We start from the raw sequence: 23961 nt of genomic DNA, 5'->3' as shown, positions 1-23961 counted from the left end.
TTCTCGGCTGCAGGCCATTTCTTATTTTGTATAGTTGTCAAAATACCCTTGAATGAAGACGATAGGCGTTCCTTTGTCTCCACTGCCGGACGTTAAATCCGAGAGGGAACCGATCAAGTCCGTCAATTTCCGTGGCGTTGTGCCTTGAGCTGCCATGGAGCCGACGAGGTCGGATTCTTTGTTTTGGATGTATTCGGCGATCGCTTTTTTCGCTTCTTCTCCGCGAAGGTTGGCGAATTCGTTATCTGCCAAGTATTTAAGTTTGATTTCGTTTGGCGTTCCGTCGAGTCCTGCTGTGTAAGCGGGAGAAACGACAGGGTCCGCGAGCTCCCAGATCTTGCCGACTGGGTCTTTGAATGCGCCGTCTCCGTAAATCATTACTTCCACTGTTTTGCCTGTTTTCTCTTTCAACATCGATTGGATGGTATCGACGACAGGCTGGCAGTTACGCGGGAAGAGCTTGACGCTGTCTTCCGTCGATTTGTTGGAGCCGAGCAATCCGTACGCTTCATTATAGCCGCTTCCGTCAATGGATTCGGATAGGATGTTATCCAAGCTGTAAATCTTTTCTCCGCCATTCGCTTTCAAAATCCGCTTTGTACGGAAACGGGAATGAATATCACATGTCAGTACATTTTTTGTATAGTCTAAGATTGTTTTTGCATGGTTGGAGAAAATAACTTCACACTCCACGCCATACTCTTCCACAATGGATTTATAATATTCGATGTAATCTACCCCGGTGAATGTATGTTTGTTATAACCAAAATGCTCACGGAATTGAGCTTCTGTCAACACGTCAGTCCAAGGGTTGATGCCTTTTTCATCAAGGATATCGATATCGACTAAATGATTGCCGACTTCATCTGATGGATAGCTGAGCATCAAGACAATTTTTTTAGCTGCCCCTTTTGCAATACCGCGCAAGCAGATGGCAAACCGGTTCCGGCTGAGGATCGGGAAAATAACGCCGATGGTCTCATCGCCAAATTTTGATTGAACGTCTTTTGCAATATGATCGATGGTCGCGTAGTTTCCTTGAGCCCGGGCAACGATCGATTCAGTCACCGTGACGATGTCTCGATCCTGAATTGTGATTCCTTCGACTTCTGCGGCTGTTAATACAGTATCCACTACGATTTCTTCTATCTGATCCCCTTGATTAATAATAGGGCTACGAAGACCTCTTACAACGGTTCCGACTACTCGTTCCACTTAAATCGCTCCTAACGCTTTTTTGATTATCGATCTACTTGTACTATACAACGGCAACTGATATAAGTAAAATTAATATATGTAATAATGGGTATAAGGAGGGGTTATATGGTTAGTAAATTAGATTTGTATCGTATTTTTAGTATCGTCGGCAAGAATCAAAGCTTTTCCAAGGCCGCACGAGTCCTTTATATGACACAACCGGCTGTGAGTCAGGCGATCATGCAGCTCGAAAATGAACTCGGTACGAGGCTGTTCAACCGGACGCCAAAAGGAGTCACGCCGACGACGGAAGGAACCCTTCTTTTGGAGTATGTTAACTCTGCCATCAATTTAATCGAAATCGGTGAAGAAAAGATGGCGGAATTTAAAAATCTTACGACTGGTGAACTCCGGGTCGGGGTTGGTGATACGATATCTAAATATTTTTTACTTCCCAAGCTGGAAGCCTTCCGAAATCGATATCCGAGCCTTAAATTAAAGATTGTCAATGGCACGACAGATGAACTGATTGCGTATTTAAAGTCTGGAGAGGTGGACATTGGCATCTGCAATTTGCCGATTCACGACGCATCGCTGCATGTCACGCCATGTCTTGATATCCATGACACATTTGTTTACGGAGAGAAGTACCAGAAACTGCTTGCAAGACCGATCAATTTTCAGGAGCTTGCGAAGCTGCCATTGATTTTCTTGGAGCCCAATTCAAATTCACGGAAGTATGTCGAGGAATTTTTACTCGCCAAAGGGGTGAAAATCTCACCAGAATTCGAACTCGGTTCCCATGATCTCGTGGTGGAATTTGCGCGGATCAATATGGGAATTGCTTGTGTGACGAAGGAATTTACGGAGGATTATTTAGAGCGAGGAATTCTTCGCGAAGTTCAGTTTACCGAGCAGATCCCTCCGCGTAGCATCGGTGTCTGTTCCTTGAAAAGCGTCCCTCTTTCTCCCGCATCGACGAAGTTTGTGGAGTTGATTGAGAGAAAATGAGGGATGATAATTTTTTTGAAAAACGAGCAGGCTGGAGAGGTTGTTTCTCCAGCCTGCCTTTAAGGTCTCAAATTTCAATCAAGAACGGCAAAATCATCGGCCTACGCTTTGTCCGGGCATACAGCAATTTTTCTACAGACTTGCGAATGTCGTGCTTGACGTCGTTGCGCTGACGCCGGCTGGAAGGCTGTGCTGCTTGGACAGTTTCTTTCACGAGCCGGTTGACTTCGTCATATAAGGCTTCCGCATCGCGCTCGAATACGAAACCGCGGGACAGGGTGGCCGGTTCGGTTATCAACTGGCCGTCCGTTTTATTGATTGATACGACGATGACAAGCATGCCTTCTTCGGATAGCACTTTGCGGTCGCGCAAGACGACTTTTCCGACATCCCCGATGCCGAGGCCGTCGACGAACACATTGCCTGCATCGACTTGTCTCGTCTGTCTGGCAACACCATTTTTAATATCCACGATATCCCCGTTTGAGATAATAAAGATATTTTCTCCATTCACTCCTACCGATTCCGCCAGTTCTTTATGCTTGACGAGCATTCGGTATTCTCCGTGTATCGGAATGAAGTAGGTAGGTTTCAATAAAGTGAGCATCAGTTTCAGCTCTTCCTGAAAGGCGTGACCGGACACATGAAGACCCGTAGTTCCTCCTGAACCATAAACGACACGGGCTCCTAACCGATAGAAATTGTCAACAATCCGGGAGACGCTTTTTTCATTTCCTGGGATGGGGCTTGAGGAAAAGATGATGGTATCTCCAGGATGAACCGCTACGTCACGATACGAGGAGCTGGACAATCGGGAAAGGGCTGCCATCGGTTCGCCTTGGCTCCCGGTGCAAATAATCGCTACATTCTCTGAAGGCAGACGGTCAATCTCTTTCACATCAATCAATAAATCTTCAGGGATTTTCAAATAGCCAAGTTCCTCGGCTACTCCCACGACATTTACCATACTCCGGCCGACCAACGCAATTTTCCGGTTTGTCATCCTCGCCGCATCAATGATTTGCTGAACACGATGGACATTAGAAGCGAACGTCGAGATGAAAACCTTTTGCTCCGCCTTCCTGAATTCCTCCAGAATCCGTTCACCCACAATCCGCTCTGATTGGGTGAAGCCCGGACGCTCGGCATTAGTGCTTTCGGATAATAAAAGCAGGACGCCTTTCTTCCCAATATCCGTAATCTTATGGAAGTCCGCATACTCTTCATGGATCGGCGTCAAATCAAACTTGAAATCCCCCGTATGCACAATGATGCCTGCCGGTGTCTCGAAGGCGACGCCAACGCAATCGGGAATACTATGGTTGATACGGAAGAAGGAGAGATCAATCTCTCCAAGACGAAGCGTCGTTTCCGTGTCAATCATCACTCGCTCGGTATCCCGGAGAAGCCCGTGTTCTTTCAGTCGTAATTCAATTAACCCGAGCGTCAATCGGGAAGCATAAACAGGGACATTCAGCTGCTTTAGAAAGTAAGGGATGCCCCCGATATGATCCTCGTGACCGTGGGTGACGATCAGACCGCGTACTTTGTCGCGATTCGCCAGCAAATAAGAGATGTCCTGGATTATCAAATCAACACCTAATAGTGTTTCATCGGGGAATTTAGATCCGCAATCCACAACAATCATGTCATCTCCATATTGAATGACATACATATTCTTCCCAATTTCATTCACGCCGCCCAGCGCAAATACGGATATCATTTTTTCAGTTGTCTCCACATTAAACCCTCCACTGTAGTTGTACTAGAAAAGGCTGTCCCGCAAGTTGCGTTTGCAACCGGGACAGCCTGATGTGCCTCACTCGAAAGGAGAGGCCGGGGGAACTCCGAAAGTAGGATTCGAACCTACGACCTATCGGTTAACAGCCGATTGCTCTACCGCTGAGCTATTCCGGAAAGTTGTACTCTTATCGTGGCCTGTTTTTCAAGAACTATACATTCATTTTGAAAAAGGGCCAATGAGACAAATGAACTTCAACGTTCCCCTACTATCGTGGACGAAATTCGTAAATCTATACGTTAAAAATGACGGGTGATCAGCTTTTATTCATGGATAAAGAATCGACCGCCATCGGATCTTCATGTCCTCCATTTTGAACCTCCGATTCGATGGACTTGCCAAGCAAGTAATATTCGGTTTCCTCTTGTGATAAGCTATTATATTTCTTCCGCATGGCCAGATAAAAGACGGATCCTGTAACGGCCCAAGCCAGCAATAATAAATAGGAAGGCGTTGATAAAGCGGCCGGTGAATTTGGAATGAGCAATAGCGCGAGGAACGAAGCGCTCGCGACGATACCAACCAGTGCCAATGCCTTCTTCACGGGAGCAATCTCACGGCCGGCTTGTTCTGATTTCCATGCCAGCACCCGATAGGCGGCGATACATGTAAATAGATAGGCGACCGAAACGCCGGTCGAGGACATATCGACGATCCACGTCAATGCCTGTCTGCCAAACCATGGCATCGGAAGCGTGACCAAAGCAACGAACCAAATGCCCCAAACCGGTGTCTGGTGCTTTTTAGACATCGATCGGAATCCGTTTGGTAAAGCCCGTGCTCGTGCCATGGAAAACAACAGGCGGCTCGAGGACATGAAAAACCCGTTCAGTCCTGTAAAGATTCCCATCATGATGGCGATCGCCATAATGACGAGGCCTGCCATGCCGAGTGAGGAATTAATAACATCGCCTGTGAGCCATAAATTGCTTTCCCCGATGCCAGCCGAGCTTGGGAACGACCATGCGGTCAAACCGATCATGACGGCATAGATGAGAAAGGAGGTAAACAGCGAAGCGACAATCAAAATTGTTGCCTTGCGCGGTGAGAATTTAAATTCTTCAGCTGCTTGCGGGACATTATCAAATCCGACATATGCCCATGGCGCAATCGCTACAATGACAAGAATGGATGTCAAAATCGACTGTTTCCCGCTAAACAGCGGTTTCATATTTTCAAGCGGCTGTTCTGCAAATCCATAGGTGAACATTCCTAGCAGGACGACACCTCCGATGAGCAGGACGCTGAAGTAGAACTGAATCCTTCCTGAGACGCTCGTTCCTGTTGAGTTAATAAAGGCAAACAGGAGGATGAGCAAGGAAGCGATTAGAACTTCCGGCAAATAGACATCCCATCCTGCAATTGAATAAAGATAGCCCTGTTTCATGAATCCAGGTGCCAAAAATTTTAATAGCAGTGTGAAAGCGGATGCATTTAACGCGACAATGGACATATAACCGAGCGACAAAAACCAACCGCAAATAAAGGCCCACACTTTCCCAGCGGCGATGAAGGCATACGTGAAGCCTCCCCCTGAAACAGGGAATTTTTTTATCATTACGCCATAACTGGACGCGATGACCATCATGATCACTGCACCGATTAGCAGCCCGAGAATTGCCCCGAGCGGTCCGGATTCCTTGATCCAATCCCCTGGCAGAATAAAGGCCCCCCAGCCAACTGACGAGCCGAGTGCAATCGCGAATACCCATGACGGTTTAAGTGTCTTCTGCAGCTTTTTCCTTCGTGGTGGTTCAGTAGTCTCCATTGGTTGTTCCCCCTAGATAGTTAGATAGGTCTTTCATTCCCTATATCAACATAATGAAACCTATTAACCTACCAAAATGGCATCGACATCACATTTTGCCTGAACGGAAAATACGGTACAGCAAGAATACAAACATGAGCCCCGCGATTATTGAACCGATCTCAATGACGGGCAGATCCCATAATAGATTCCGTTGTCCCGCAATCGAAGAACCGATAATGACACCGACCATGAGAATGCTGAATGACAGCAGGATAATGCTGAAGGATAGGCGATTGCTAATCTGATCGAGCCGGTTTAAAAATGTGTGGGTTTGTTTTAGATTAATATCTAGCTGCATTTTGCCTTTTTTTATCGTTCGTGTGATGTCTTTAATATCCTTAGGTAAATGAGTGAGGATTTGATAGTTTTCCATCCATTGTTTGATCGAATCCTGTGCAAAATTCAGTGGATTGTATCGTTCTTTCATGAGCTTCTCCCCATACGGTTCGACGGCTTTCATAATGCTGAAATCAGGATCGAGTTCCGAGATGAGCCCTTCCAATGTTAAGATAGCCTTCCCCAATATTGAAATTTCGGATGGGATTTGAATGTGATGATGATAGGCGACCTGAAAAAGCTCCATAAAAATGGCGCCTAAGTGAATTTCATTTAAGGACACATCATAGTACTTCGTCTGTAACGTATCCAAGTCCCGTTTAAACAAGCGCAAGTCAAGATCATCCGGCAAGATGCCCATCTCTTCAAACGTTTCGATCATCCCATCCGAATCGCCGTTTCGCATATTGACGATGAGAGAGGCGAAATGGAATTTCAGCTCGTCGGTCAGGCGTCCGACCATGCCGAAATCCATGTAAGCAATAATATTTCCCGGACGGATAAAAATATTGCCGGGATGAGGATCGCCATGGAAAAAACCCATCTCTAGCACTTGATAGAACATCGAATCGACAATCCGCTGGGCGATCAATCCGCGGTCATACCCTTCTGCATCGAGCTGCTGTACGTCATTGGCTTTAATGCCATGCAGCATTTCGGCAGTCAGCACTTTATCAGTCGAGTAATCCCAAAAGACAGCGGGTATGCGGATGTCAGGCTGTTCCGCAAACTGTTTGGCGATTCGTTCCCCGTTGCGTCCTTCAATCCGGTAATCCAGTTCGTCGGTCAGGGACGAGGAGAATTCATCGATCATATCACGAAGATGATACGTTTCTGCCCAATCCGTATTGGCTTCCAGAAAGCGTGCGAAATCCGCCAAGATGGAAAGATCCGTGTCAACGACAGGCCGGATATTAGGTCGCTGCACTTTAACAGCGACCTGTTCGCCGCTTGGCAGGCGCGCAGCATGCACTTGGCCGATGGAAGCAGTGGCCAATGGCTCTGGATCGAAAGTTGAAAACAATTCCTCGATTGGTGCGTCTAGTTCGTATTCAATGATTTCCTTCACTTGTTCAAAAGGGAAGGGGGCAACATGGTCCTGCAGTTTTGCCAGTTCAATTGAAATTTCGAGTGGCACGAGATCACGCCGGGTACTCGCAATCTGGCCGAGTTTAATGAAAGTGGGGCCAAGCTCCTGCAGAGCCTGCCTTAATTTGACTCCGATATCATGGAGGTTTACCTGATCGATTGGATCTGTGTCCGCTGAATCTTGCTTGGTTAATCCGAGCCTGAAAAGAAAATGGCGAAGGCCATTTTTTACAAAAGCATTGATGATCTCCTGCATCCGCTTTGAATGTCTTAGTTTATTTTTGAACATCCACTATCCCTCCAACTTATCTCAGTTGGTTGTATATACCCCTACAGCAGGTTGCTGACTCCTAAACTCGTTTTAGTGGAATGAAAGAAAATACAGAAATCCATTGCTTTACCTGTTGATTTACGTAATAATTGGAAGTGATTTCAAATAAAAGGGGTAGAATGAATGAAGCAAAGTGTTACGGTAAAAGTGTACGACCAAATGGGATTGGATGAACAGACACAAAAGATTTTGGATGTGACCGTCGTCCATTTGACGGCGATGACTATATCGCTTATTGTTGTGAGCAAAGGGGAAGGCGGAGAAGGAACTGCGCTGAATCCGGTGGAAGATTGTTTCTGCGGCGTTCAGGCGTTTACGCAAGAGGCCTTTTCGGATGAAACCGGTGAGGAATTAGAAAGCGCCCTGACGAGAAGGTTTGCCAACTACTTTAAAATGTGCGAGTTAGACATGAAAGTGGAAGTGCAAGTGGCATAAAAAAGAGTCCTCTTCTGAAAATAATCGGAAGAGGACTCTTCTATTCTGGCAAAAAAGTACTGTTATATAGGAAGAGAAATGGTATAGTAGATTCATTATGCGATTTTTGAAATAGAAGGAGATTGTAACTGGCCATGAGGCTGTCCTTGAAATATTTAATATCTTTGGTTGCGTTGATGTCTGTGATTCTTACATTGGTGAGTAGTATCTATTCAGGGTATCGGGTGAGTAAACAGACGCTCATCAATAGTACACTGGCAACGAACCAAGCGTACGCGGATAAACTGGCCAATTCGACGGAAACATACTTAACGATGACGTTGCAAATTTTGGACATGAGTTCGGAAAATTTAGCTTCTTTAATTGAAAATAGAGACGAAGAAGCGCTCCTGCATGAAGCGGAGCGATTAAAGAAACAAACGGATACATTTAACTCTGTGTTAATTGTCAATAAAGAGGCCGAAATATTGGCGACCTCCCCTCAGACGCTGGGGCTCAAAGGGGAGAAGCTTGTATCGGTCGGCGGAAAAGAGGCACTGCAAAAGAGGGAAGCGTTTATCTCGCAGCCGTATACCGCATTGACCGGCCGGCTGGTCATATTCATTTCTCAGCCGATTTTTGATACGGATGGACAGTATCTCGGGTTAGTCGGGGGAACCATCTATTTAAAAGAAGAAAACATCTTGCAGACGGTACTGGGAGAGCATTTTTACAAAGACGGTTCTTACGTCTATGTTGTCGATCAGTCGGGGCGGATCATTTATCACCCGGATCCGGAGAGAGTCAACGAGGTCATAGATGACAACAAAGTAATAAAAGAATTGATGTCCGGGCATGATGGAGCGATGGAAGTGACGAACTCCCAGAACAAAGTGATGTTGGCGGGATACGCGACCATTCCGCTGGCCAAATGGGGTGTCGTGTCCCAGAAAGAGAAAACGTCTGCCATTGCGCCATCTGTGTCCATGACGAATGAAATGATTGGAAAGTCGCTGCCCTTCGTTCTGGTGGTCCTCATCCTGTTATTCATAATCTCCAAACAGATTGCTCTTCCGCTTCAGAAACTTGCGTACTATACGGAAACGAGTACAGAGAACAGCCAGGAAGAGAAAATCAACAAGGTGCAAACATGGTATTATGAGGCCAATCAGCTGAAGAAAGCATTGAATTACAGTTTGAATTTCTTCCAAGATCGTGTGAACTTATTCATCCATCAGTCCACGACGGATCCGCTGACGAAGGTGTGGAACCGGAGATCGATGGACGAATACATGAAAAAATGGACGGAACAGGGAAGACCCTATGCTATGATCATTTTGGATATGGATAAATTCAAGCGGGTCAACGATACGTATGGCCACTCAACAGGCGACGAAGTACTGAAGTTCCTGGCTTCCGAAATGAAAGCTGTCTCCCGTGAGCAAGATCGCTGCTGCCGGTTTGGCGGAGAGGAATTCGTTATTCTCCTGCCTGAAACAGACGCTGCCGGCGCATATGAAATAGCAGAGCGGCTTCGTAAAAAAATGGAGTCCACTGTCAGTCCTTGTGGTGAAATTGTCACCATATCTGCAGGTGTAGCCGCTTTTCCAGATCATGCATTGCATCCCGCCGAGTTGCTGGAACTCGCCGATCAATCGCTTTACGAAGCGAAAGAGTCCGGGCGGAATCGGACGATTGTCCAAGCGAAGCAAAGCGAATAAGGAGCAGGTGGAGGGGATTCCCCTCTGCCTTTTTTTGTTCCAACTAAAAAGAGAGCTGCCCGGCAAAAGGCAGCTCTTCCTATTAATAGACTTTATCTCCGTTGAAAATGGAGTTTTTCACGATCACATAATCTACAGTGCGGATAGCATCAAGTTTCGTGCCACCGGCATAAGAGATGGACGACTGTAGATCCTGCTGCATTTCAGTCAGCGTATCTTGCAGTTTACCTTTGTGCTCAACGTACATTTTTTTGCCTTCCACATTCTTCTTCTCACCCTTTTGGAATTCAGAAGCAGAACCGAAGTATTCCTTGTACAGCTTCCCGTCCTTCTCGACCGTCTGGCCAGGGGACTCTTCATGACCTGCAAAAAGGGAACCGATCATGACCATTGATGCACCGAATCGGACAGACTTGGCGATATCTCCGTGCGTCCGGATTCCGCCGTCCGCGATGACCGGTTTGGAAGCGGCTTTTGCACACCAGCGCAATGCAGCCAACTGCCAGCCGCCAGTACCGAAACCTGTTTTGATTTTCGTGATGCATACTTTTCCGGGACCAATACCGACTTTTGTTGCGTCCGCTCCCGCGTTCTCCAATTCACGTACCGCTTCCGGCGTACCGACATTTCCTGCGATAACGAATGTTTCAGGAAGATGTTTTTTTATGTGCTGAATCATCTGGATGACCGCATTGGAATGGCCGTGGGCAATATCAATCGTAATGTAATCAGGAACCAAACCATCCGCTGCAAGCTGCTCCACAAATCCGTATTCTTCTTCTTTTACTCCGACGCTGATGGAAGCGATCAATCCTTTGCTATGCATATCTTTTACAAAGGCAGTGCGCGTCTCTGGGTTAAAGCGATGCATAATATAGAAGTAACCGTTTTCAGCCAGCTGCAATGCAATCTTCTCATCAATGATCGTCTGCATATTGGCAGGAACGACTGGCAACACGAAAGTATGTTTTCCTAGCTTGACCGATGTATCACATTCCGAGCGGCTGTTGACAATACATTTTGCGGGAATCAATTGAATATCTTCATAATCGAATACTGCATCCATATATAACACTCCTAAAGGCGAATATTATTTTAAATTTAATTGTTAACGTTCGTACTTTTGTAATTTACATCATTTTGTAACTGAAGTCAACCGTTTTACGGATGAAACATTTGTTGAAAATTCCTACACCTGTTTATGGGCAAAGTCTATAATAGGAGGAACACGATAAAGGGGCTGGAGAGATGTTAAAGACAACTTTGCAAGAAGTGATTGCTATGAGTCCGGAAGAGCGAATGGACTATATGAAGGAAAGTGGCGGGCAATTATTGGATCAAATGCTGGAAGAAATCGGTTCAATTGACCCCGTTTTGCGAGATGAGCAGATTTATAGGCTGTTTATTATCATGCTTACGGAGCAGCTGATAGAAAATGAAGTTATGGAGAACTTGGCTGTAGAGCTGATCAGTGATAGGCGATTGTTTTATGCCATAGGTGAAATGAATACAGACAGCGTCTTTACACGCTCTTTCGCCTCCCTTTGGTTAGCCGGATTGCTAACGATTGATCAAGAGACTCCTTATTTGGAGGAAGCCGTGAGACGTTTGGTTATGGAACGGTGTTCAACGTATTTGCAACAGGAGAACGATGTTCGTGGATTTGTAGAAGGAAAAGGCTGGGCGCACAGTATCGCACATGGAGCAGACCTCGCTGCAGTGATGGCAGGGCATCCGCTTACCGAAAAACGGCTTATGCCTGTCCTGTTGCAAGGGGTGAGCGACAGCTTTTGGAAAGGAACGGTCTATACGGACGATGAAGACAAGCGTCTTGTAGATGTCGTCATGGCGTTGGTGAAAAAGGAATATCCTGAAGAGGTCCTCGTGGAGTGGGTGGAGCAAGTGTTTGACCGGCTGGGAGTTGAAAAGTCTAGAAGTGGTTACAGCCGCCAATTCTTCCAAGCGAGAACAAACACCCTCCACTTCATGAAGACATTCTATTTTGCCTTGAAGATGCATCATCAGGCACCAGGCTTGCAGCAAGTGGTTTCCCATTTTATACAGAAGTGGTTCTCACTGTAGTGATGTAGACCATGTGAAAGGAACATGGTACGATGGGACCATCTATACAGGTGAGGGGGAATATGGCATGACTACTTTGCCAAACTGTCCAAAATGCAACTCAGAATATACATATGAAGACGGAAATCAGCTCGTGTGCCCGGAATGTGCCTATGAATGGATGCCTGGTGCTGAAGGAGCGGAGCAGGAAGAAGCGAAAGTGTTTAAAGATGCAAACGGGAATCTCTTGCAAGACGGAGATACCGTTACGGTCATCAAAGACTTGAAAGTAAAAGGCAGTTCTTCCGTAGTGAAAATGGGGACAAAAGTGAAAAACATCCGTCTCGTCGAAGGAGATCATGATATTGACTGCAAAATTGACGGCTTTGGCCCGATGCAATTAAAGACGGAATTTGTGAAAAAGATCTAAGTTCGGAGTGGGGAAATGATGAACGGTAAACAGTTTCCAGTTCTAGAGACGGAACGGCTTTTATTACGGGAAGTGACAAAAGAGGACGCTCCGGCAATTTTTCGTTATCTATCGGATGGGGAAGTAATGCAGTATTACGGATTGCTGCCATTCACGCACGTCAGTGAGGCGGAAGAGGAGATTGAATGGTATCGCTCCATCTTTGAAAATGGCACCGGCATTCGCTGGGGGATCACGTTAAAGAGCGAGCCGGAGCAAGTGATAGGCAGTTGTGGTTTCTTGGCCTATGCCCAGCGACACGCACGTACCGAGGTCGGGGCAGAACTTGCAAAGGAACATTGGCGTAGCGGGATCATGACAGAAGCTTTTGGGGCCGTCTTAGAATATGGCTTCACGGAGATGAACCTGATGCGCATTCAAGGGTTGATTGATCCGGCCAATGTGGCTTCCCAGAAGCTTGTGGAGAAATTCGGTTTTCTTCGGGAAGGTCTGCTGCGCAACTACGAGCGGACCGGGGACAAGTTCGATGATGTCTTTATGTATGCATTACTGCAAACTGAATGGAATACACGATAACAAACATGCTCGCCTGATGAGAAGGCGGGCATGTTTCGTTTTATGAGACGAAAAACATAGGAAGTGTAATGGGGCTTCCTACATATTCCAAACAAGGAAGCGTTCCTTTATTCTTAATAGTAAATCATTGGTAAGGAGATGGTGAGATGAAAGGCATTCGTAAGGCGGCCAGCCTTGTTTTGGCATGCACTTTATTTCTTGGGCTGACTGCCAATGCATCTGCTGCAGCGAGTAATAAGGTGATGAATCAGGTCCGAAATGAATATACCTCCTATGAAAAGAAGGCAGTGAAAGCGTATGAGAAGTACCGGGATGAAACGAATAAAGAATATCGGGCATATCGGGACAAGGAGCAAGCCTCTTTTGACACATTTGCGAAGCAGACCAGTGATGATTTGGCACAGTTAAGCCAGCTTCTCGAAGCGGATGTGGTGAAGCTGGAAGCCCAGTTTGGCGCCAATAAAGAATATTCATCCAAACTTCGGACCTACAAGAGTCAGATTAATGCCAAATCATTGGGCAGCCCCATGCAAAACTATGCGCAAAGTATCAACCCGAATTCCTTAGGAAGGCTGATGTCGCATTATAAAAGCGCAATCAATGAAGATTCATTGGCGAGTCCTATGATGAAATACAGAAACGCTGTGAATGAACATTCGCTCGCCAGCCCGATGAGCTTTTATCGCCAAGCGGTCAGCGCGAACAGCCTGGCCAGCCCTATGTCTGAACTGCGACACCAAAGCAGCCCGACTTCATTGGCAAGCGTCATGCAAAAGTATAGGCAGGGTAAATTAACACAAAAGCAGGCCCTTGCCGAGTGGAATTCCATTCTGAAAAGAGAGACGAAAGCAATTCAAACGATTGGCGAAAAGACGAAAAAAGACATTACGACAATTAGTACAACAACATCGAATGATATCTTGAGCCAAAAATCAAAAACGATCAACGGCATTTTAGAACAGCGCCAAAAGACTTTGCAGGAAATATCGGATGCACGCAAAAACTACTTTGGCGAAGGCATCACATTCAGTGATCTCATTCCGGATCTCGGAGAACCGCAAATTATGATGAAAGGGAAATGGATCGCTTTACCGCATCAGCCGGTCATTCAAAACAATGTCGTGTACGTCCCGGTAAGAGCTGTATTTGAGAACGTTAACCCGGAAATGAAGCTGACGAAAAAAGGAGATGTCATTACAATCTCGAATCCAGCCGTCAAAATGACGATTAACTCGAAAGCCGCTACTGTCGGAGGAAAGTCCATAACGCTTCCGGCAGCGCCGAAAATGATCAAAGGGAATGCCATGATTCCGCTTCAACTAGTGGAGGAATCCTATAATGGAACCGTACGCTGGGATGCTGCGTTGAAAACGATATTTATTGATTAAGAAGAAACTGTCTCTCTGTACCCTTGATTGCGGACACTTACAAAGCCCGCGCAATCAAGGGTATATTTCGTTCGATTCCTGTCATACGGTTTCAACGTCTTGCAAATTTAAATAACTTTATGAAAATAGCTATCTACCTTTCATGATGTACCGTATAATTATGGAAATGAACATCATCTTAGGGAGGCGATCCAGCTGAAAAAATTGTTACTGTCGCTCGTTGTTGTGTTGTGTACGTTGGCTCACTCTATTCAAGCATTAGCCGCTCCACTATTTCCAGACGTCGGTGAAACTCACTCATCCAAGGCGGAAATTGAATATCTAGCGAGTCAAGGGATCGTTACAGCCATGCCGGACGGAACGTTTGGAGCAGGAAAGTTGATTACAAGACTGGAAGCTTCTGAAATGATCGTGAAAGCGTTGCAGCTGCCGGTTGAGGACTTGCCGGATGTCTCGTTTCCCGACGTGAGCCCCGGGGATGAAGGGTATGCAACTGTTCAAGCTATAGTGGCAGCCGGAATCATGGGTGGAAACGAACAGGGCGAATTTAAACCGCAAGACAATTTGACAAGAGGACAGATGGCTTCCATTTTAGTGAACGCATTTGATTTGAAAGGAACGAGCGACTATCTTTTCAGAGACGTAAACCCGACCTATTGGGCAGCGCCATCCATTCAGACCCTGTTTGCAAACGGCGTGACGAAGGGATACGAGGATAATACATACAAGCCGACGGGATTTTTAACTAAATCGCATTTTGCTGTATTTTTGGCGCGTATTCTAAATCCTGATTTAAAGCCGAAGTTCGAAGCATGTTATCATCCTTCAAACCAGAAGCAGTATGCGATACGTGTTCCGGTGACCAATGTGTGGCATAAACCGAATCAGACCCGTTCAATGGACCATATTTCCATCGCTCCGATGCCGGATATGGCAAAGTGGTCAAAGAGTATGAACGTCGTGCAAAAATTGTGGCTTGTCGGACGGACGGACACCCAGGCGTTGTATGGTGATGAAGTAGAAGTTATCAAGTCGCAGGGGGATTGGCTGTACATTGCAGTGAAGAGCCAAGTAAAGACCGGACACAAAAACGGCTATCAAGGATGGGTGCCGAAATCACATGTGAAAGAATATTATTCTAACTATGAAGGTTGCCCGATTGCCATCGTGGAAGCAAAAATCGCGACATTGTACAAGGAGCCAAAACTCCACAACAAATACAAATTCATGGACATCAGCTATTCGACAATCCTAACGGTCCTAAGTGAGGAAGGCGATTGGCTGAAAGTGAACACGAACACGGATGGAATCAAATATATTCGTAAAGCGGACGTGAAAGTGCACGATTCCTACGCATCTATACCGAAACCAACTCAAAAAGACATCGTCGACAGTGCCAAGCGGTATCTTGGACTGCCATATGTTTGGGCTGGTGCATCGGCGTACGGGTATGATTGCTCCGGGTTAATGTATGCCGTGTACCGGAACCATGGAATTTTAATTCCCCGAGATTCGTTTGTCCAAGCGACACATGGGACGGCCGTGAAACGAAGCGATTTGCAGCCAGGGGACCTCATGTTCTTTGGTTATAATGGCGGGACAGGGAAAGTGTATCATGTTTCCATGTACGTTGGAGATGGGAAAATGATTCATGCACCGAATTCCTCAAGGAAGATTGAAATCATCTCGATTAACGCAGGGATTTACAAAACCAATTACGCAGGTGCGAGAAGATATTTGAAATAATGAAACCAGCCGGTCCATTTGCAAGGGCCGGCTGTTTTTTTTTCAAAAGAGCAGAGCTAGTTACTTGGATAACTTTGTTTCATAAGTAGACTGCTGCGCTTCGATAATGTGATCAGGCTTCGGCTTGCCGGCATTCGCTTTGTGGCCCGCGATATGCTCGGGACTCTTCTCCCAATTTTTCCAATCCTCTTTTGATTGCCAACGGACGACAATAAGAACTTCCTCATCGCCGCGGCGCACTTCTTTCAGAAGGACCTCTAAACCGACGAAACCGGGTTGCTTTTCAATCAATCCTTCACCACTGAAGCGGTCAATGACAATGGAAGATGTCCCTTCCTTAACAATCATTTTCTTAATTTGATAAAACATGAAGCATTCCCCCTGCATTCAATGATATTGATAATCATTTTCAATTGTAGTATGAAGTGCTTTAGATGTCTAACCTTACGAAAATATTTACGTCATGATCGTTTATAAATAGGGATTCATGGTAAGGTAAGAAGTAGGAGGGATGCCGAATGCAATACTCCAAACCGAAAATGGAGCGTCTCGTAAAAAACAATGCGGAGCTGTCCAAGCGACTGCAGCAAATTATGAAGGAACATGAACTCGAAAAGAGCTTTGCGTTAAAAGCGTTATATCATTCTGACGTCAAAGACGGCGGTCGTTTTATGAAGGACTATCAGGAACTACAATAAGAAATGCCCAGGGAGTGCACCCTGGGCATTTTTTCAATCAATCACCATATTCCAGCTGTTTCTCAATCTTGCCATCCTCACCGTGAAGATAGACCATTGTGCCGGCTTCTTGCGCCATCCGCTTCGCTTCCTCGACTGCTTCATCGCGCGATCCCGACGTGTAAGCCGGGTCTTCGTTGCCTTCTTTCTTCACAGCCCAGCCGTCCTCATCATGCGGAACAACATGGTACCGAGCATCGTCTGTACCAGCCCGATCCTCGAAATATTCTTCTTGGTCACGCTTTTGGTGATCAGCCATACAACGACCTCCTTCCTGCTAAACTGGTAATGCTACAGAGACAATCAATTATGTAATCATTCATTACCCGCCTGATGGAAATCAAAACTGGAAGGATTGTGCTGTTTGGAGAATGGCAGAAAGACAGACTGCTGGAAACGTCGCGGGCTGTATGGTAAAACCGGAATTAATGATAACTTCAGAAAAGCGACCGATAACCCCAACTAATCCGATCCACACACCCTAAAAAAGCAGACGCATAAGAGCGCCTGCTTCCTTCCTTATCATATTCTCTTATAGAGATCCGTAGAATACCATGCCGCCGCGTGTATTGATGACTTTGAGCATGTTAGTCCGTTTCACAAAAATGGATTTGTATTGAACGCTGCCGTTCGCATCCTTTAATAAGATGGTGCGTGTGCTGTAGTTGTCTTCTGCGATTTGCGCCGTGTAGCTTGCAACATCTACGACGGAAGCGAGCTTGTTGTATTCAGGCAGCGCGCTGATGCCGCTTGCTGTAGGAGCTGCTTGTTGTTTCACTTGTGGCGCAGCGACTGCAGGAGCTGCCTGTTGTTCCACTGGTTGAGCCGCGCTTGGTGTTGATGCTGAAGTGATAACGCCATAGAAGATCTGGCCGCCTTTTGTGTCGATGATTTTCAAGGTGTTTGTTTCTTTCACAAAGATGGACTTGAACTGCTCACGGCCATTGTCGTCTTTCAAAACAATTACTCGTTTGTTGAAGTTGTCTTCGACAACTGTTGCTATGTAGCTGGCGACGTCGACTTTAGAAGCGAGCGTTGCGTATTCCGATAATGAGCTGATGTCGCTTTGAACCGGTTGTTCCGGTTTTGCTTCGGGTGCCGGTGCTGTGTCGTCAGTTGTGATAGTACCGTAGAATACTTGTCCTGCTTTCAAGTCGATCACTTCTAGCGAGTTTGTGCTTTTCACGAAGATGGATTTGTATTTGCCTTGTCCGTTCGCTTCTTTGAAGAGAATGACACGCTTGTAGTTGGAGTCCTCTGTAATTTTCGCTTGGAGGCCGGAAACATCGACTTTGCTTGCCACTGTTGCGTATTCAGGAAGTTGTGCTAGCGTATCGGCTGCGATTTGTAGTTGATAGTTGGAGCCGTATTGGGATGAGCCAGTTACTTGCTGCGTTTGGGCCGCTTCCACTTTGTCCGTATGTAGTACGTTGGCTGCGCTGAATCCTCCTGCTGATAAAAGTGCTGCGCTTAGTGTAGTTGCTAGTAATTTGTTCATGTTCATCGTCTCCTTTGTTTTGGTATGTCCTTATCATACCGCCGCATTTTGAGAGGACTCTGTGAGGAAAATGAGAGTTTCATAAGAAGTTTCTCATCGTTTCCTCAGGGAACCATTTCCAATTTCGTTCGTATAAACTAACAAGAAAGAATCTTTAGGAACGGGGTGTGTGTATGGAAACAACCGAAAACATATTAGTCTTGCGAGATTTGACGATGGATTATGGCGAAAAGCTGGTGCTGAACCGAGTTAATTTGGAAGTGAAGCGCGGCCAGATCATAGGATATATTGGACCGAATGGAGCGGGGAAGAGTACGACGGTAAAGATAATGCTCGGTTTGATTCAAAACTATCAAGGGACGGTTGAACTGTTCGGCCAGGATATTGCCCAAGGGGATATTTCATATAAGAGAAGAATCGGATATGTACCGGAACAGGCGGAGCTTTACGATAATTTGACGGCGATGGAGTTTTTAGTGTTTACGGGGGAGCTCTATGGGATGGAACGCCACTACGCAGAGCAGAAGGCCGAAAAACTGTTGAAGGAATTCGATCTCACTAGTGTAATGGATACCAGACTTTCTTCTTTTTCAAAAGGAATGAGGCAGAAGGTGCTCATCACATCTAGTTTGCTGCATAATCCTGATTTGTTATTTCTTGATGAACCGCTGAGCGGCTTGGATGCCAACAGTATGATGATCATCCGGGAAATGCTGGCGCAGCTCGCGGAACAAGGAAAGACGATTTTCTATTCATCGCATATTATGGATGTCGTTGAAAAGATCAGCAACCGGATTGTCCTTCTCGTTAAGGGAGAGGTAATCGCAGACGGGACATTTGAGGAGCTGCAAGATTTAAGCCAGGAAGGCACCTTGTCCGGTATTTTCAATCAATTGACGGGCTTCACAGATCATGGGGAACGGGCGTCCCGTTTCATTTCCATTATGCAGGATGGGGATGCCGATGCGTGAGTACCGATCCCTTCAAGTCATTTCGCTGTTCAAGCCTTTGTTACTAAAACTCGGAATCGATTATAATGCTCTTTTGATTATCCTGCGAATGAAATTGACGATAGATGGCAGAAGAGTGCCGACGATTTTTAATGATACGCGGGGGAAAAAGGAAGGCAACCAGTTCCTGAAATCACTGTGGATTTACGCACTATATGGCCTGTTGATCACTCCTTTTTTATTTTTCGGGAATCAATTAGTCTTTCAAATGGGCATCAGCTTCGGCATTATCGTTTTCATATTATCCACGACGATGATCGCGGATTTCTCTTCCGTCTTGCTGGATATCCGGGATAAAAACATATTGCATACGAAACCGGTCGACAGCAAGACAATCAATGCAGCTAAAATACTGCATATTCTCATTTACATGTTTTTTGTCAGCGGCTCGCTTCTGCTATTGCCGATATTGGTCAGTCTCTTTACAAAAGGTATTCTATTTACCTTGCTGTTTCTCGTGGATATCGGGTTGACCATCGCGCTTGTCATTGTCATCACTTCCTTGCTTTACTTGGCCGTGCTGCGATTTTTCGATGGAGAAAAGCTGAAGGATATTATTAATTATGTGCAGATCCTTCTATCTGTCGGAACAATTATTGGCTATCAAGTCGTAGCCCGATCCTTTGATATTGTAAATTTTGATATCTCTTATACGTTCAGCTGGTGGCATCTATTGCTGCCGCCATTATGGTATGGTTCCACATTTGAAATGCTTCTTAATGGAAATTACTCCGCTGGCATTGTCCTCGGTTCCATTCTCGGGGTGCTTGTACCGATCCTCGCTGTCCTGTTGTATATCCGTTTAATGCCTGCTTTTGAGCGGAGTCTTGATAAATTGATGGGCGTGGCGAAGGAACGGAAGAGGAAACCCCATCGGATCATTGAAATGCTGGCCAAGATGACGTGCCGCTCCAAAGAGGAGAGGGTCTTTTTCCGGTTTGCAACATTAATGATGCGACAGGAGAGGGAATTTAAACTGAAAGTCTATCCTGTACTGGCGATGGGAATTGTGTTTCCTTTCATTTTTATCATCATGGAGCTCAGGGCGCGGTCTCTGGCAGAGATCGGCACAGGAAGCATGTTCCTATTCATCTATTTCCTCAATTTCATTATCCCGACCGTCGTCCATATGCTTCAATATTCAGGAAGCTATAAAGGGGGCTGGATTTTTAAAGCGGCACCGATTGAAAAGCCCCAAATCGTATTCAGCGGGACATTGAAGGCGTTTTTGACAACTATGTATGCGCCAGTTTTCCTCTTTCTATCAATAATTTTCGTCGGCATTTTCTCTGTTTCTGTCGTTCCGGATCTCATTGCGGTGGCACTGGGAGGCGTGCTGTTTACAGCGATTGTTTATCTGATGATGGATCGGGATTCCCTTCCTTTCTCGTTGTCCTTCCAATTTGCACAGGATGGCGGTTCATTTAAGATGTTTTTGATTGGATTGCTTACGTTGTTATTTGTTGCTGCGCATTCGTTTGCCAACCGTTTTTCCTTTGGGATCTATGTCTATATTGCTCTGCTGCTTGTTTCTGCAGCCATTACATGGCATGTTGCATTTCGTAAAAGGACAGTTATTCAGTAGAGCGTCTGCCTCATTCTCCGGACTGTAAAGGGAGCCTTTGTTCGCGTATAATGAAGGATACCGAATTAGGACGGAGCAGGGGGGCGAGAAGAATGATTCCAGTCATTACAGATAAAAAGGTGACGGATTTGTGTGGTACTGTGTCATATCGGCGAGGGAAGTCGTATGTTCAAGCAGGCAAAGTCTCCATTGCCATTCTAGATTCCAGTCGCTGTGAAGCAATTGTACACGGCAATGAGCCGTTCCAAGTGAAGATTGAATTCACTGCTGGTAATGAAATGAAAACGTCATGCAGCTGTCCTTCGCTTGGTACTTCCTACAAATACGAATGCCAGCATGTCGCCGCCGTCCTGCTTGCCATCGCGCAACAGGAAGGGAATGGCGCAAAACTGGCAGATGAATTGCTCACTCTTTTTAAAGAACCCGCCGCCCCACCTAGTAAACATCAGCGGCATTTTGAAAGACGCCAGGTGAAATCATTGCAATTTATCCTCAAACCGATCGTGACAAGCCAGGGGCCGCTTCTCGGTGTTGAAATCTGGTTTGGTAATCATAAGGTGGAACCTATTGGGCGTTTTCTCCGTCAACTGGACAGAGGCCTGCCAAATGAGTTGTACGACCCGCATATCCACTGCTTCCTGGCAGAAACGGATGCCGTATTGCAGCAGCTTATTGCGATTCAAACAGATCAACATGAGGACATCACAATCCCTGATTCCATGCTGGTTATTCCTCCTTATGCATGGGAAGCAGTGCTACCGCTGCTGGATGCAACCGAGGTTCACTTGGAGACGGCGGGAGCCAGATATCTATTTCAGCGCAAAGAAGGCACGTTGCCGATTCGCTTTCATTTTGTTCAATCCAAAACTGCGGACCATTTGCTGAAAATAGACGGTATGGATGAAGTGGTCATTTTGGAAGCATACCGGACTGTCGTGCAGAGAGGGGATAGCTTTCGGCTCGCACCCGAAGATTGCAAACGACTGGCGGATTTGGAACGGATGCTGAAGACCGCGCAAGCGAGGCATATTGCCATTCCGGGTGAACAAGTCGGGTTCTTCCTGGAAAAGGTCGTTCCGGGTCTTCGAAGCATCGGCCAGATGGAAATTGATCCATCCGTTACGAGTCGTTTGGTGCAATCCCCCTTAGTGGCGAAGCTCTATATTGATCGTTTGAATAACCGCCTATTGGCCGGATTGGAATTTCAGTACGGTCATATCGTCATCAATCCTGTAGCAGATCGGGAGCTGCCGAAAAAGGCGACAGTCTTGCGGGACATCGAAAAGGAAGAGGCTATTTTAAGGCTCATGAAAGAAAGCCAGTTTGCTGAAACAGACGAAGGCTATTTTTTGCATAATGAAGAATTGGAGTATGCCTTTCTTTATCATATCCTGCCAAAGCTTCAGCAGTATGTTCGCGTCTATGCAACAACAGCTATCCGAAACCGGATCTTCAAGGGACACCCGCAGCCGCGGATCCGTGTGAAAGCCTTTGAGGATCGGACCAATTGGCTGGAATTCAAATTCGAGATGGATGGTATTGCAGACCGGGATATCCGTTCTTTGCTGGTGGCTCTTGAAGAAAAGCGGAAATACTACCGGTTGCGGGATGGTACGCTTCTTTCATTGGAAACAAAGGAATTTGAGCGGTTGCAGCAGATGATGAATGAACTTCCGGAAAGCCTGGAAGACTTGGAGAAAGGGCTGACGGTTCCTTTTGTAAGAGGCATCCGGTTGCTGCATTCCGGAGAAGAGGCGGAGGCATTTTCAGTTGAGGATTCCGCGAGGGCGTTCCTCGACAAGCTGAAAAATCCGGAAGAAAGCATCGTGGTTCCTGAAGTGTTGGATTCCGTTTTGAGGCCGTACCAAAAGCAAGGCTATCGCTGGATGAAAACATTGGCCGCGTTTGGAGCAGGCGGCATTTTGGCCGATGATATGGGGCTTGGTAAAACAGTGCAGAGCATTGCTTTCATCCTGTCTGAGCTAGCTGCCATCCGCCGCGGGAAACAGCCTGTCCTCATTGTCTGCCCTTCTTCTCTTACATATAATTGGAAGCAAGAAGTGGAGAAGTTCGCACCTGCCTTGAAAGCCGTCATCGTGGACGGCGACCGTAAAAAGAGAATGAAGTTATGGCAGCTGGAGGAAGAGGCAGATGTCATCATCACCTCGTATCCCCTTGTGCGAAGGGATATCCAGTGGATTGAAAAGTTGACGTTCCATGCGATGTTTCTGGATGAAGCGCAGGCAATCAAAAATCCGATTACGATGACGGCGAGGTCAGTGAAACGAATTCGGGCAACCCATCGTTTTGCGTTGACTGGCACGCCAGTGGAAAATGCACTGGAGGAACTGTGGTCCATTTTCCATGTGATCCTGCCCGAATTATTCGGGGGATTGCGGGAGTTCAGTGAGCTGCAGCGAAAAGAAGTGGCCCGTCGGATTCGTCCGTTCCTTCTTCGCCGGATGAAACGCGATGTTGTGCAAGAGCTGCCGGAGAAAATAGAAACGATTGATTCTGCTGAACTGCTGCCAGAGCAGAAGAAGTTGTACGCGGCCTACTTGGCAAAATTGCGGCATGATACGTTAAAGCATTTGGATAAGGACACACTCCGGAAGAATAAAATTAGGATTCTCGCCGGCTTGACGAGACTGCGGCAAATTTGCTGCCATCCTGCTTTATTTGTCGATGGCTATAAAGGGAGCTCGGCAAAATTCGAACAGCTAAAGCGGATCATCCAGGAATCCCAACTGGCAGGACGTCGTGTTTTGATTTTCTCACAGTTCACCAAAATGCTGGATTTGATCGGCAGGGATTTGGCTTTCCAAGGGGTGCCCTTTTTCTACCTCGATGGCCAGACGCCTGCTGAAGAACGGCTGGAGCTATGCCAGCGATTCAATGCTGGAGAGCGTGACCTGTTTTTGATTTCATTGAAAGCAGGCGGAACAGGCCTTAATCTGACCGGGGCTGATACGGTCATTTTGTATGATTTATGGTGGAATCCGGCGGTGGAAGAACAAGCGGCAGACCGTGCCCACCGGATTGGCCAGGAGCAAGTGGTTCAAGTGATTAAACTCGTTGCACGCGGCACGATTGAGGACAAGATGAATGAACTGCAGGAGAAAAAAAGGAACCTAATTGAAGAAATCATTGATTCGCAAGGAAATTCAGTAATGTCCTTAACCGAGGAAGATATTGTGGAATTGTTAACATGAATGAAGCA

At 46.3% G+C, this 23961-nt stretch carries 20 protein-coding genes and 1 tRNA gene; 12 read left to right on the top strand and 9 right to left on the bottom strand.

Annotated features, from left to right (window positions below; genetic code table 11):
• Window positions 1–21 precede the first annotated feature (21 nt).
• On the bottom strand, window positions 22–1215 hold the full coding sequence (locus tag ACSW3C_RS08490) for a coenzyme F420-0:L-glutamate ligase (RefSeq protein ID WP_238079721.1): 1194 nt from the start codon (window positions 1213–1215) through the stop codon (window positions 22–24).
• Window positions 1216–1323: 108 nt separating this feature from the next.
• Between ACSW3C_RS08490 and ACSW3C_RS08485 the strand changes: the two genes are divergently transcribed.
• A complete protein-coding gene (locus tag ACSW3C_RS08485) occupies window positions 1324–2208 on the top strand; it encodes a LysR family transcriptional regulator (RefSeq protein ID WP_486562054.1) in 885 nt (294 codons plus the stop codon).
• Between the two features lie 67 nt (window positions 2209–2275).
• Here the strand turns inward: ACSW3C_RS08485 and ACSW3C_RS08480 are convergent, their stop codons facing one another.
• From ACSW3C_RS08480 to ACSW3C_RS08465, 4 genes are all read right to left on the bottom strand, one after another.
• Window positions 2276–3949, bottom strand: a complete 1674-nt coding sequence (locus ACSW3C_RS08480; RefSeq protein WP_486562052.1) for a ribonuclease J — start codon at window positions 3947–3949, stop codon at window positions 2276–2278.
• Between the two features lie 104 nt (window positions 3950–4053).
• A tRNA-Asn gene (locus ACSW3C_RS08475) sits at window positions 4054–4125 on the bottom strand.
• 140 nt (window positions 4126–4265) lie between these two features.
• On the bottom strand, window positions 4266–5777 hold the full coding sequence (locus ACSW3C_RS08470; protein ID WP_486562051.1) for an APC family permease: 1512 nt from the start codon (window positions 5775–5777) through the stop codon (window positions 4266–4268).
• 88 nt (window positions 5778–5865) lie between these two features.
• Window positions 5866–7533, bottom strand: coding sequence for an ABC1 kinase family protein (locus tag ACSW3C_RS08465; protein ID WP_486562050.1), 1668 nt, complete (start codon window positions 7531–7533; stop codon window positions 5866–5868).
• A 165-nt stretch (window positions 7534–7698) separates the two neighbouring features.
• Here ACSW3C_RS08465 and ACSW3C_RS08460 point away from each other — a divergent pair, with 165 nt between their 5' ends.
• Both ACSW3C_RS08460 and ACSW3C_RS08455 read left to right on the top strand, forming a co-directional pair.
• A complete protein-coding gene (locus ACSW3C_RS08460) occupies window positions 7699–8010 on the top strand; it encodes a hypothetical protein (protein WP_486562048.1) in 312 nt (103 codons plus the stop codon).
• A 146-nt stretch (window positions 8011–8156) separates the two neighbouring features.
• Window positions 8157–9710, top strand: coding sequence for a sensor domain-containing diguanylate cyclase (locus ACSW3C_RS08455; RefSeq protein ID WP_486562046.1), 1554 nt, complete (start codon window positions 8157–8159; stop codon window positions 9708–9710).
• A gap of 82 nt (window positions 9711–9792) precedes the next feature.
• Here the strand turns inward: ACSW3C_RS08455 and guaC are convergent, their stop codons facing one another.
• Complete coding sequence (gene guaC, locus ACSW3C_RS08450) at window positions 9793–10776, bottom strand: GMP reductase (protein ID WP_486562044.1); 984 nt, start codon at window positions 10774–10776, stop codon at window positions 9793–9795.
• A 182-nt stretch (window positions 10777–10958) separates the two neighbouring features.
• Between guaC and ACSW3C_RS08445 the strand changes: the two genes are divergently transcribed.
• From ACSW3C_RS08445 to ACSW3C_RS08425, 5 genes are all read left to right on the top strand, one after another.
• The gene (locus tag ACSW3C_RS08445) at window positions 10959–11792 is read left to right on the top strand and encodes a DUF2785 domain-containing protein (RefSeq protein WP_486562043.1); all 834 of its coding nucleotides are present in this window, start codon (window positions 10959–10961) and stop codon (window positions 11790–11792) included.
• Between the two features lie 67 nt (window positions 11793–11859).
• On the top strand, window positions 11860–12201 hold the full coding sequence (locus ACSW3C_RS08440; protein ID WP_486562042.1) for a zinc ribbon domain-containing protein YjdM: 342 nt from the start codon (window positions 11860–11862) through the stop codon (window positions 12199–12201).
• Between the two features lie 15 nt (window positions 12202–12216).
• On the top strand, window positions 12217–12777 hold the full coding sequence (locus tag ACSW3C_RS08435) for a GNAT family N-acetyltransferase (RefSeq protein ID WP_486562041.1): 561 nt from the start codon (window positions 12217–12219) through the stop codon (window positions 12775–12777).
• A gap of 146 nt (window positions 12778–12923) precedes the next feature.
• Window positions 12924–14165: a copper amine oxidase N-terminal domain-containing protein gene (locus tag ACSW3C_RS08430; RefSeq protein WP_486562039.1), complete on the top strand. Its 1242-nt coding sequence runs from the start codon at window positions 12924–12926 to the stop codon at window positions 14163–14165.
• A gap of 237 nt (window positions 14166–14402) precedes the next feature.
• Window positions 14403–15911 (top strand): S-layer homology domain-containing protein, encoded by a 1509-nt coding sequence (locus ACSW3C_RS08425; RefSeq protein ID WP_486562037.1) that lies wholly within the window; start codon window positions 14403–14405, stop codon window positions 15909–15911.
• Window positions 15912–15971: 60 nt separating this feature from the next.
• Here the strand turns inward: ACSW3C_RS08425 and ACSW3C_RS08420 are convergent, their stop codons facing one another.
• Window positions 15972–16280, bottom strand: a complete 309-nt coding sequence (locus tag ACSW3C_RS08420; protein ID WP_486562036.1) for an antibiotic biosynthesis monooxygenase — start codon at window positions 16278–16280, stop codon at window positions 15972–15974.
• Between the two features lie 149 nt (window positions 16281–16429).
• Between ACSW3C_RS08420 and ACSW3C_RS08415 the strand changes: the two genes are divergently transcribed.
• A complete protein-coding gene (locus ACSW3C_RS08415) occupies window positions 16430–16609 on the top strand; it encodes a hypothetical protein (RefSeq protein WP_248510733.1) in 180 nt (59 codons plus the stop codon).
• Between the two features lie 37 nt (window positions 16610–16646).
• Here the strand turns inward: ACSW3C_RS08415 and ACSW3C_RS08410 are convergent, their stop codons facing one another.
• Together ACSW3C_RS08410 and ACSW3C_RS08405 are read right to left on the bottom strand one after the other, a co-directional pair.
• Window positions 16647–16907 (bottom strand): DUF2188 domain-containing protein, encoded by a 261-nt coding sequence (locus ACSW3C_RS08410; protein ID WP_486562034.1) that lies wholly within the window; start codon window positions 16905–16907, stop codon window positions 16647–16649.
• Between the two features lie 273 nt (window positions 16908–17180).
• Window positions 17181–18146: a hypothetical protein gene (locus ACSW3C_RS08405; protein ID WP_486562032.1), complete on the bottom strand. Its 966-nt coding sequence runs from the start codon at window positions 18144–18146 to the stop codon at window positions 17181–17183.
• A 173-nt stretch (window positions 18147–18319) separates the two neighbouring features.
• On the opposite strand from ACSW3C_RS08405, the gene ACSW3C_RS08400 reads away from it, so the two are divergent.
• From ACSW3C_RS08400 to ACSW3C_RS08390, 3 genes are all read left to right on the top strand, one after another.
• Window positions 18320–19117, top strand: a complete 798-nt coding sequence (locus tag ACSW3C_RS08400) for an ABC transporter ATP-binding protein (RefSeq protein WP_486562031.1) — start codon at window positions 18320–18322, stop codon at window positions 19115–19117.
• On the top strand, window positions 19110–20741 hold the full coding sequence (locus ACSW3C_RS08395; RefSeq protein ID WP_486562029.1) for a hypothetical protein: 1632 nt from the start codon (window positions 19110–19112) through the stop codon (window positions 20739–20741). The genes ACSW3C_RS08400 and ACSW3C_RS08395 overlap by 8 nt, the downstream gene beginning before the upstream one ends.
• A 92-nt stretch (window positions 20742–20833) precedes the next feature.
• Window positions 20834–23953: a DEAD/DEAH box helicase gene (locus tag ACSW3C_RS08390; RefSeq protein ID WP_486562027.1), complete on the top strand. Its 3120-nt coding sequence runs from the start codon at window positions 20834–20836 to the stop codon at window positions 23951–23953.
• Window positions 23954–23961: the final 8 nt, after the last annotated feature.

Source organism: Sporosarcina sp. AD_1, assembly GCF_057373025.1.
Note: the sequence above shows the minus strand (reverse complement) of the source record. Positions and strands in the feature narration are given on the sequence as shown.

Coding starts and splice junctions, on each gene's coding strand:
- ACSW3C_RS08485 (WP_486562054.1), top strand. CDS start 1,324: ATGGTTAGTAAATTAGATTTGTATCGTATTTTTAGTATCGTCGGCAAG.
- ACSW3C_RS08470 (WP_486562051.1), bottom strand. CDS start 5,777: ATGGAGACTACTGAACCACCACGAAGGAAAAAGCTGCAGAAGACACTT.
- ACSW3C_RS08465 (WP_486562050.1), bottom strand. CDS start 7,533: ATGTTCAAAAATAAACTAAGACATTCAAAGCGGATGCAGGAGATCATC.
- ACSW3C_RS08460 (WP_486562048.1), top strand. CDS start 7,699: ATGAAGCAAAGTGTTACGGTAAAAGTGTACGACCAAATGGGATTGGAT.
- guaC (WP_486562044.1), bottom strand. CDS start 10,776: ATGGATGCAGTATTCGATTATGAAGATATTCAATTGATTCCCGCAAAA.
- ACSW3C_RS08445 (WP_486562043.1), top strand. CDS start 10,959: ATGTTAAAGACAACTTTGCAAGAAGTGATTGCTATGAGTCCGGAAGAG.
- ACSW3C_RS08440 (WP_486562042.1), top strand. CDS start 11,860: ATGACTACTTTGCCAAACTGTCCAAAATGCAACTCAGAATATACATAT.
- ACSW3C_RS08435 (WP_486562041.1), top strand. CDS start 12,217: ATGATGAACGGTAAACAGTTTCCAGTTCTAGAGACGGAACGGCTTTTA.
- ACSW3C_RS08430 (WP_486562039.1), top strand. CDS start 12,924: ATGAAAGGCATTCGTAAGGCGGCCAGCCTTGTTTTGGCATGCACTTTA.
- ACSW3C_RS08420 (WP_486562036.1), bottom strand. CDS start 16,280: ATGTTTTATCAAATTAAGAAAATGATTGTTAAGGAAGGGACATCTTCC.
- ACSW3C_RS08415 (WP_248510733.1), top strand. CDS start 16,430: ATGCAATACTCCAAACCGAAAATGGAGCGTCTCGTAAAAAACAATGCG.
- ACSW3C_RS08410 (WP_486562034.1), bottom strand. CDS start 16,907: ATGGCTGATCACCAAAAGCGTGACCAAGAAGAATATTTCGAGGATCGG.
- ACSW3C_RS08405 (WP_486562032.1), bottom strand. CDS start 18,146: ATGAACAAATTACTAGCAACTACACTAAGCGCAGCACTTTTATCAGCA.
- ACSW3C_RS08400 (WP_486562031.1), top strand. CDS start 18,320: ATGGAAACAACCGAAAACATATTAGTCTTGCGAGATTTGACGATGGAT.
- ACSW3C_RS08395 (WP_486562029.1), top strand. CDS start 19,110: ATGCGTGAGTACCGATCCCTTCAAGTCATTTCGCTGTTCAAGCCTTTG.
- ACSW3C_RS08390 (WP_486562027.1), top strand. CDS start 20,834: ATGATTCCAGTCATTACAGATAAAAAGGTGACGGATTTGTGTGGTACT.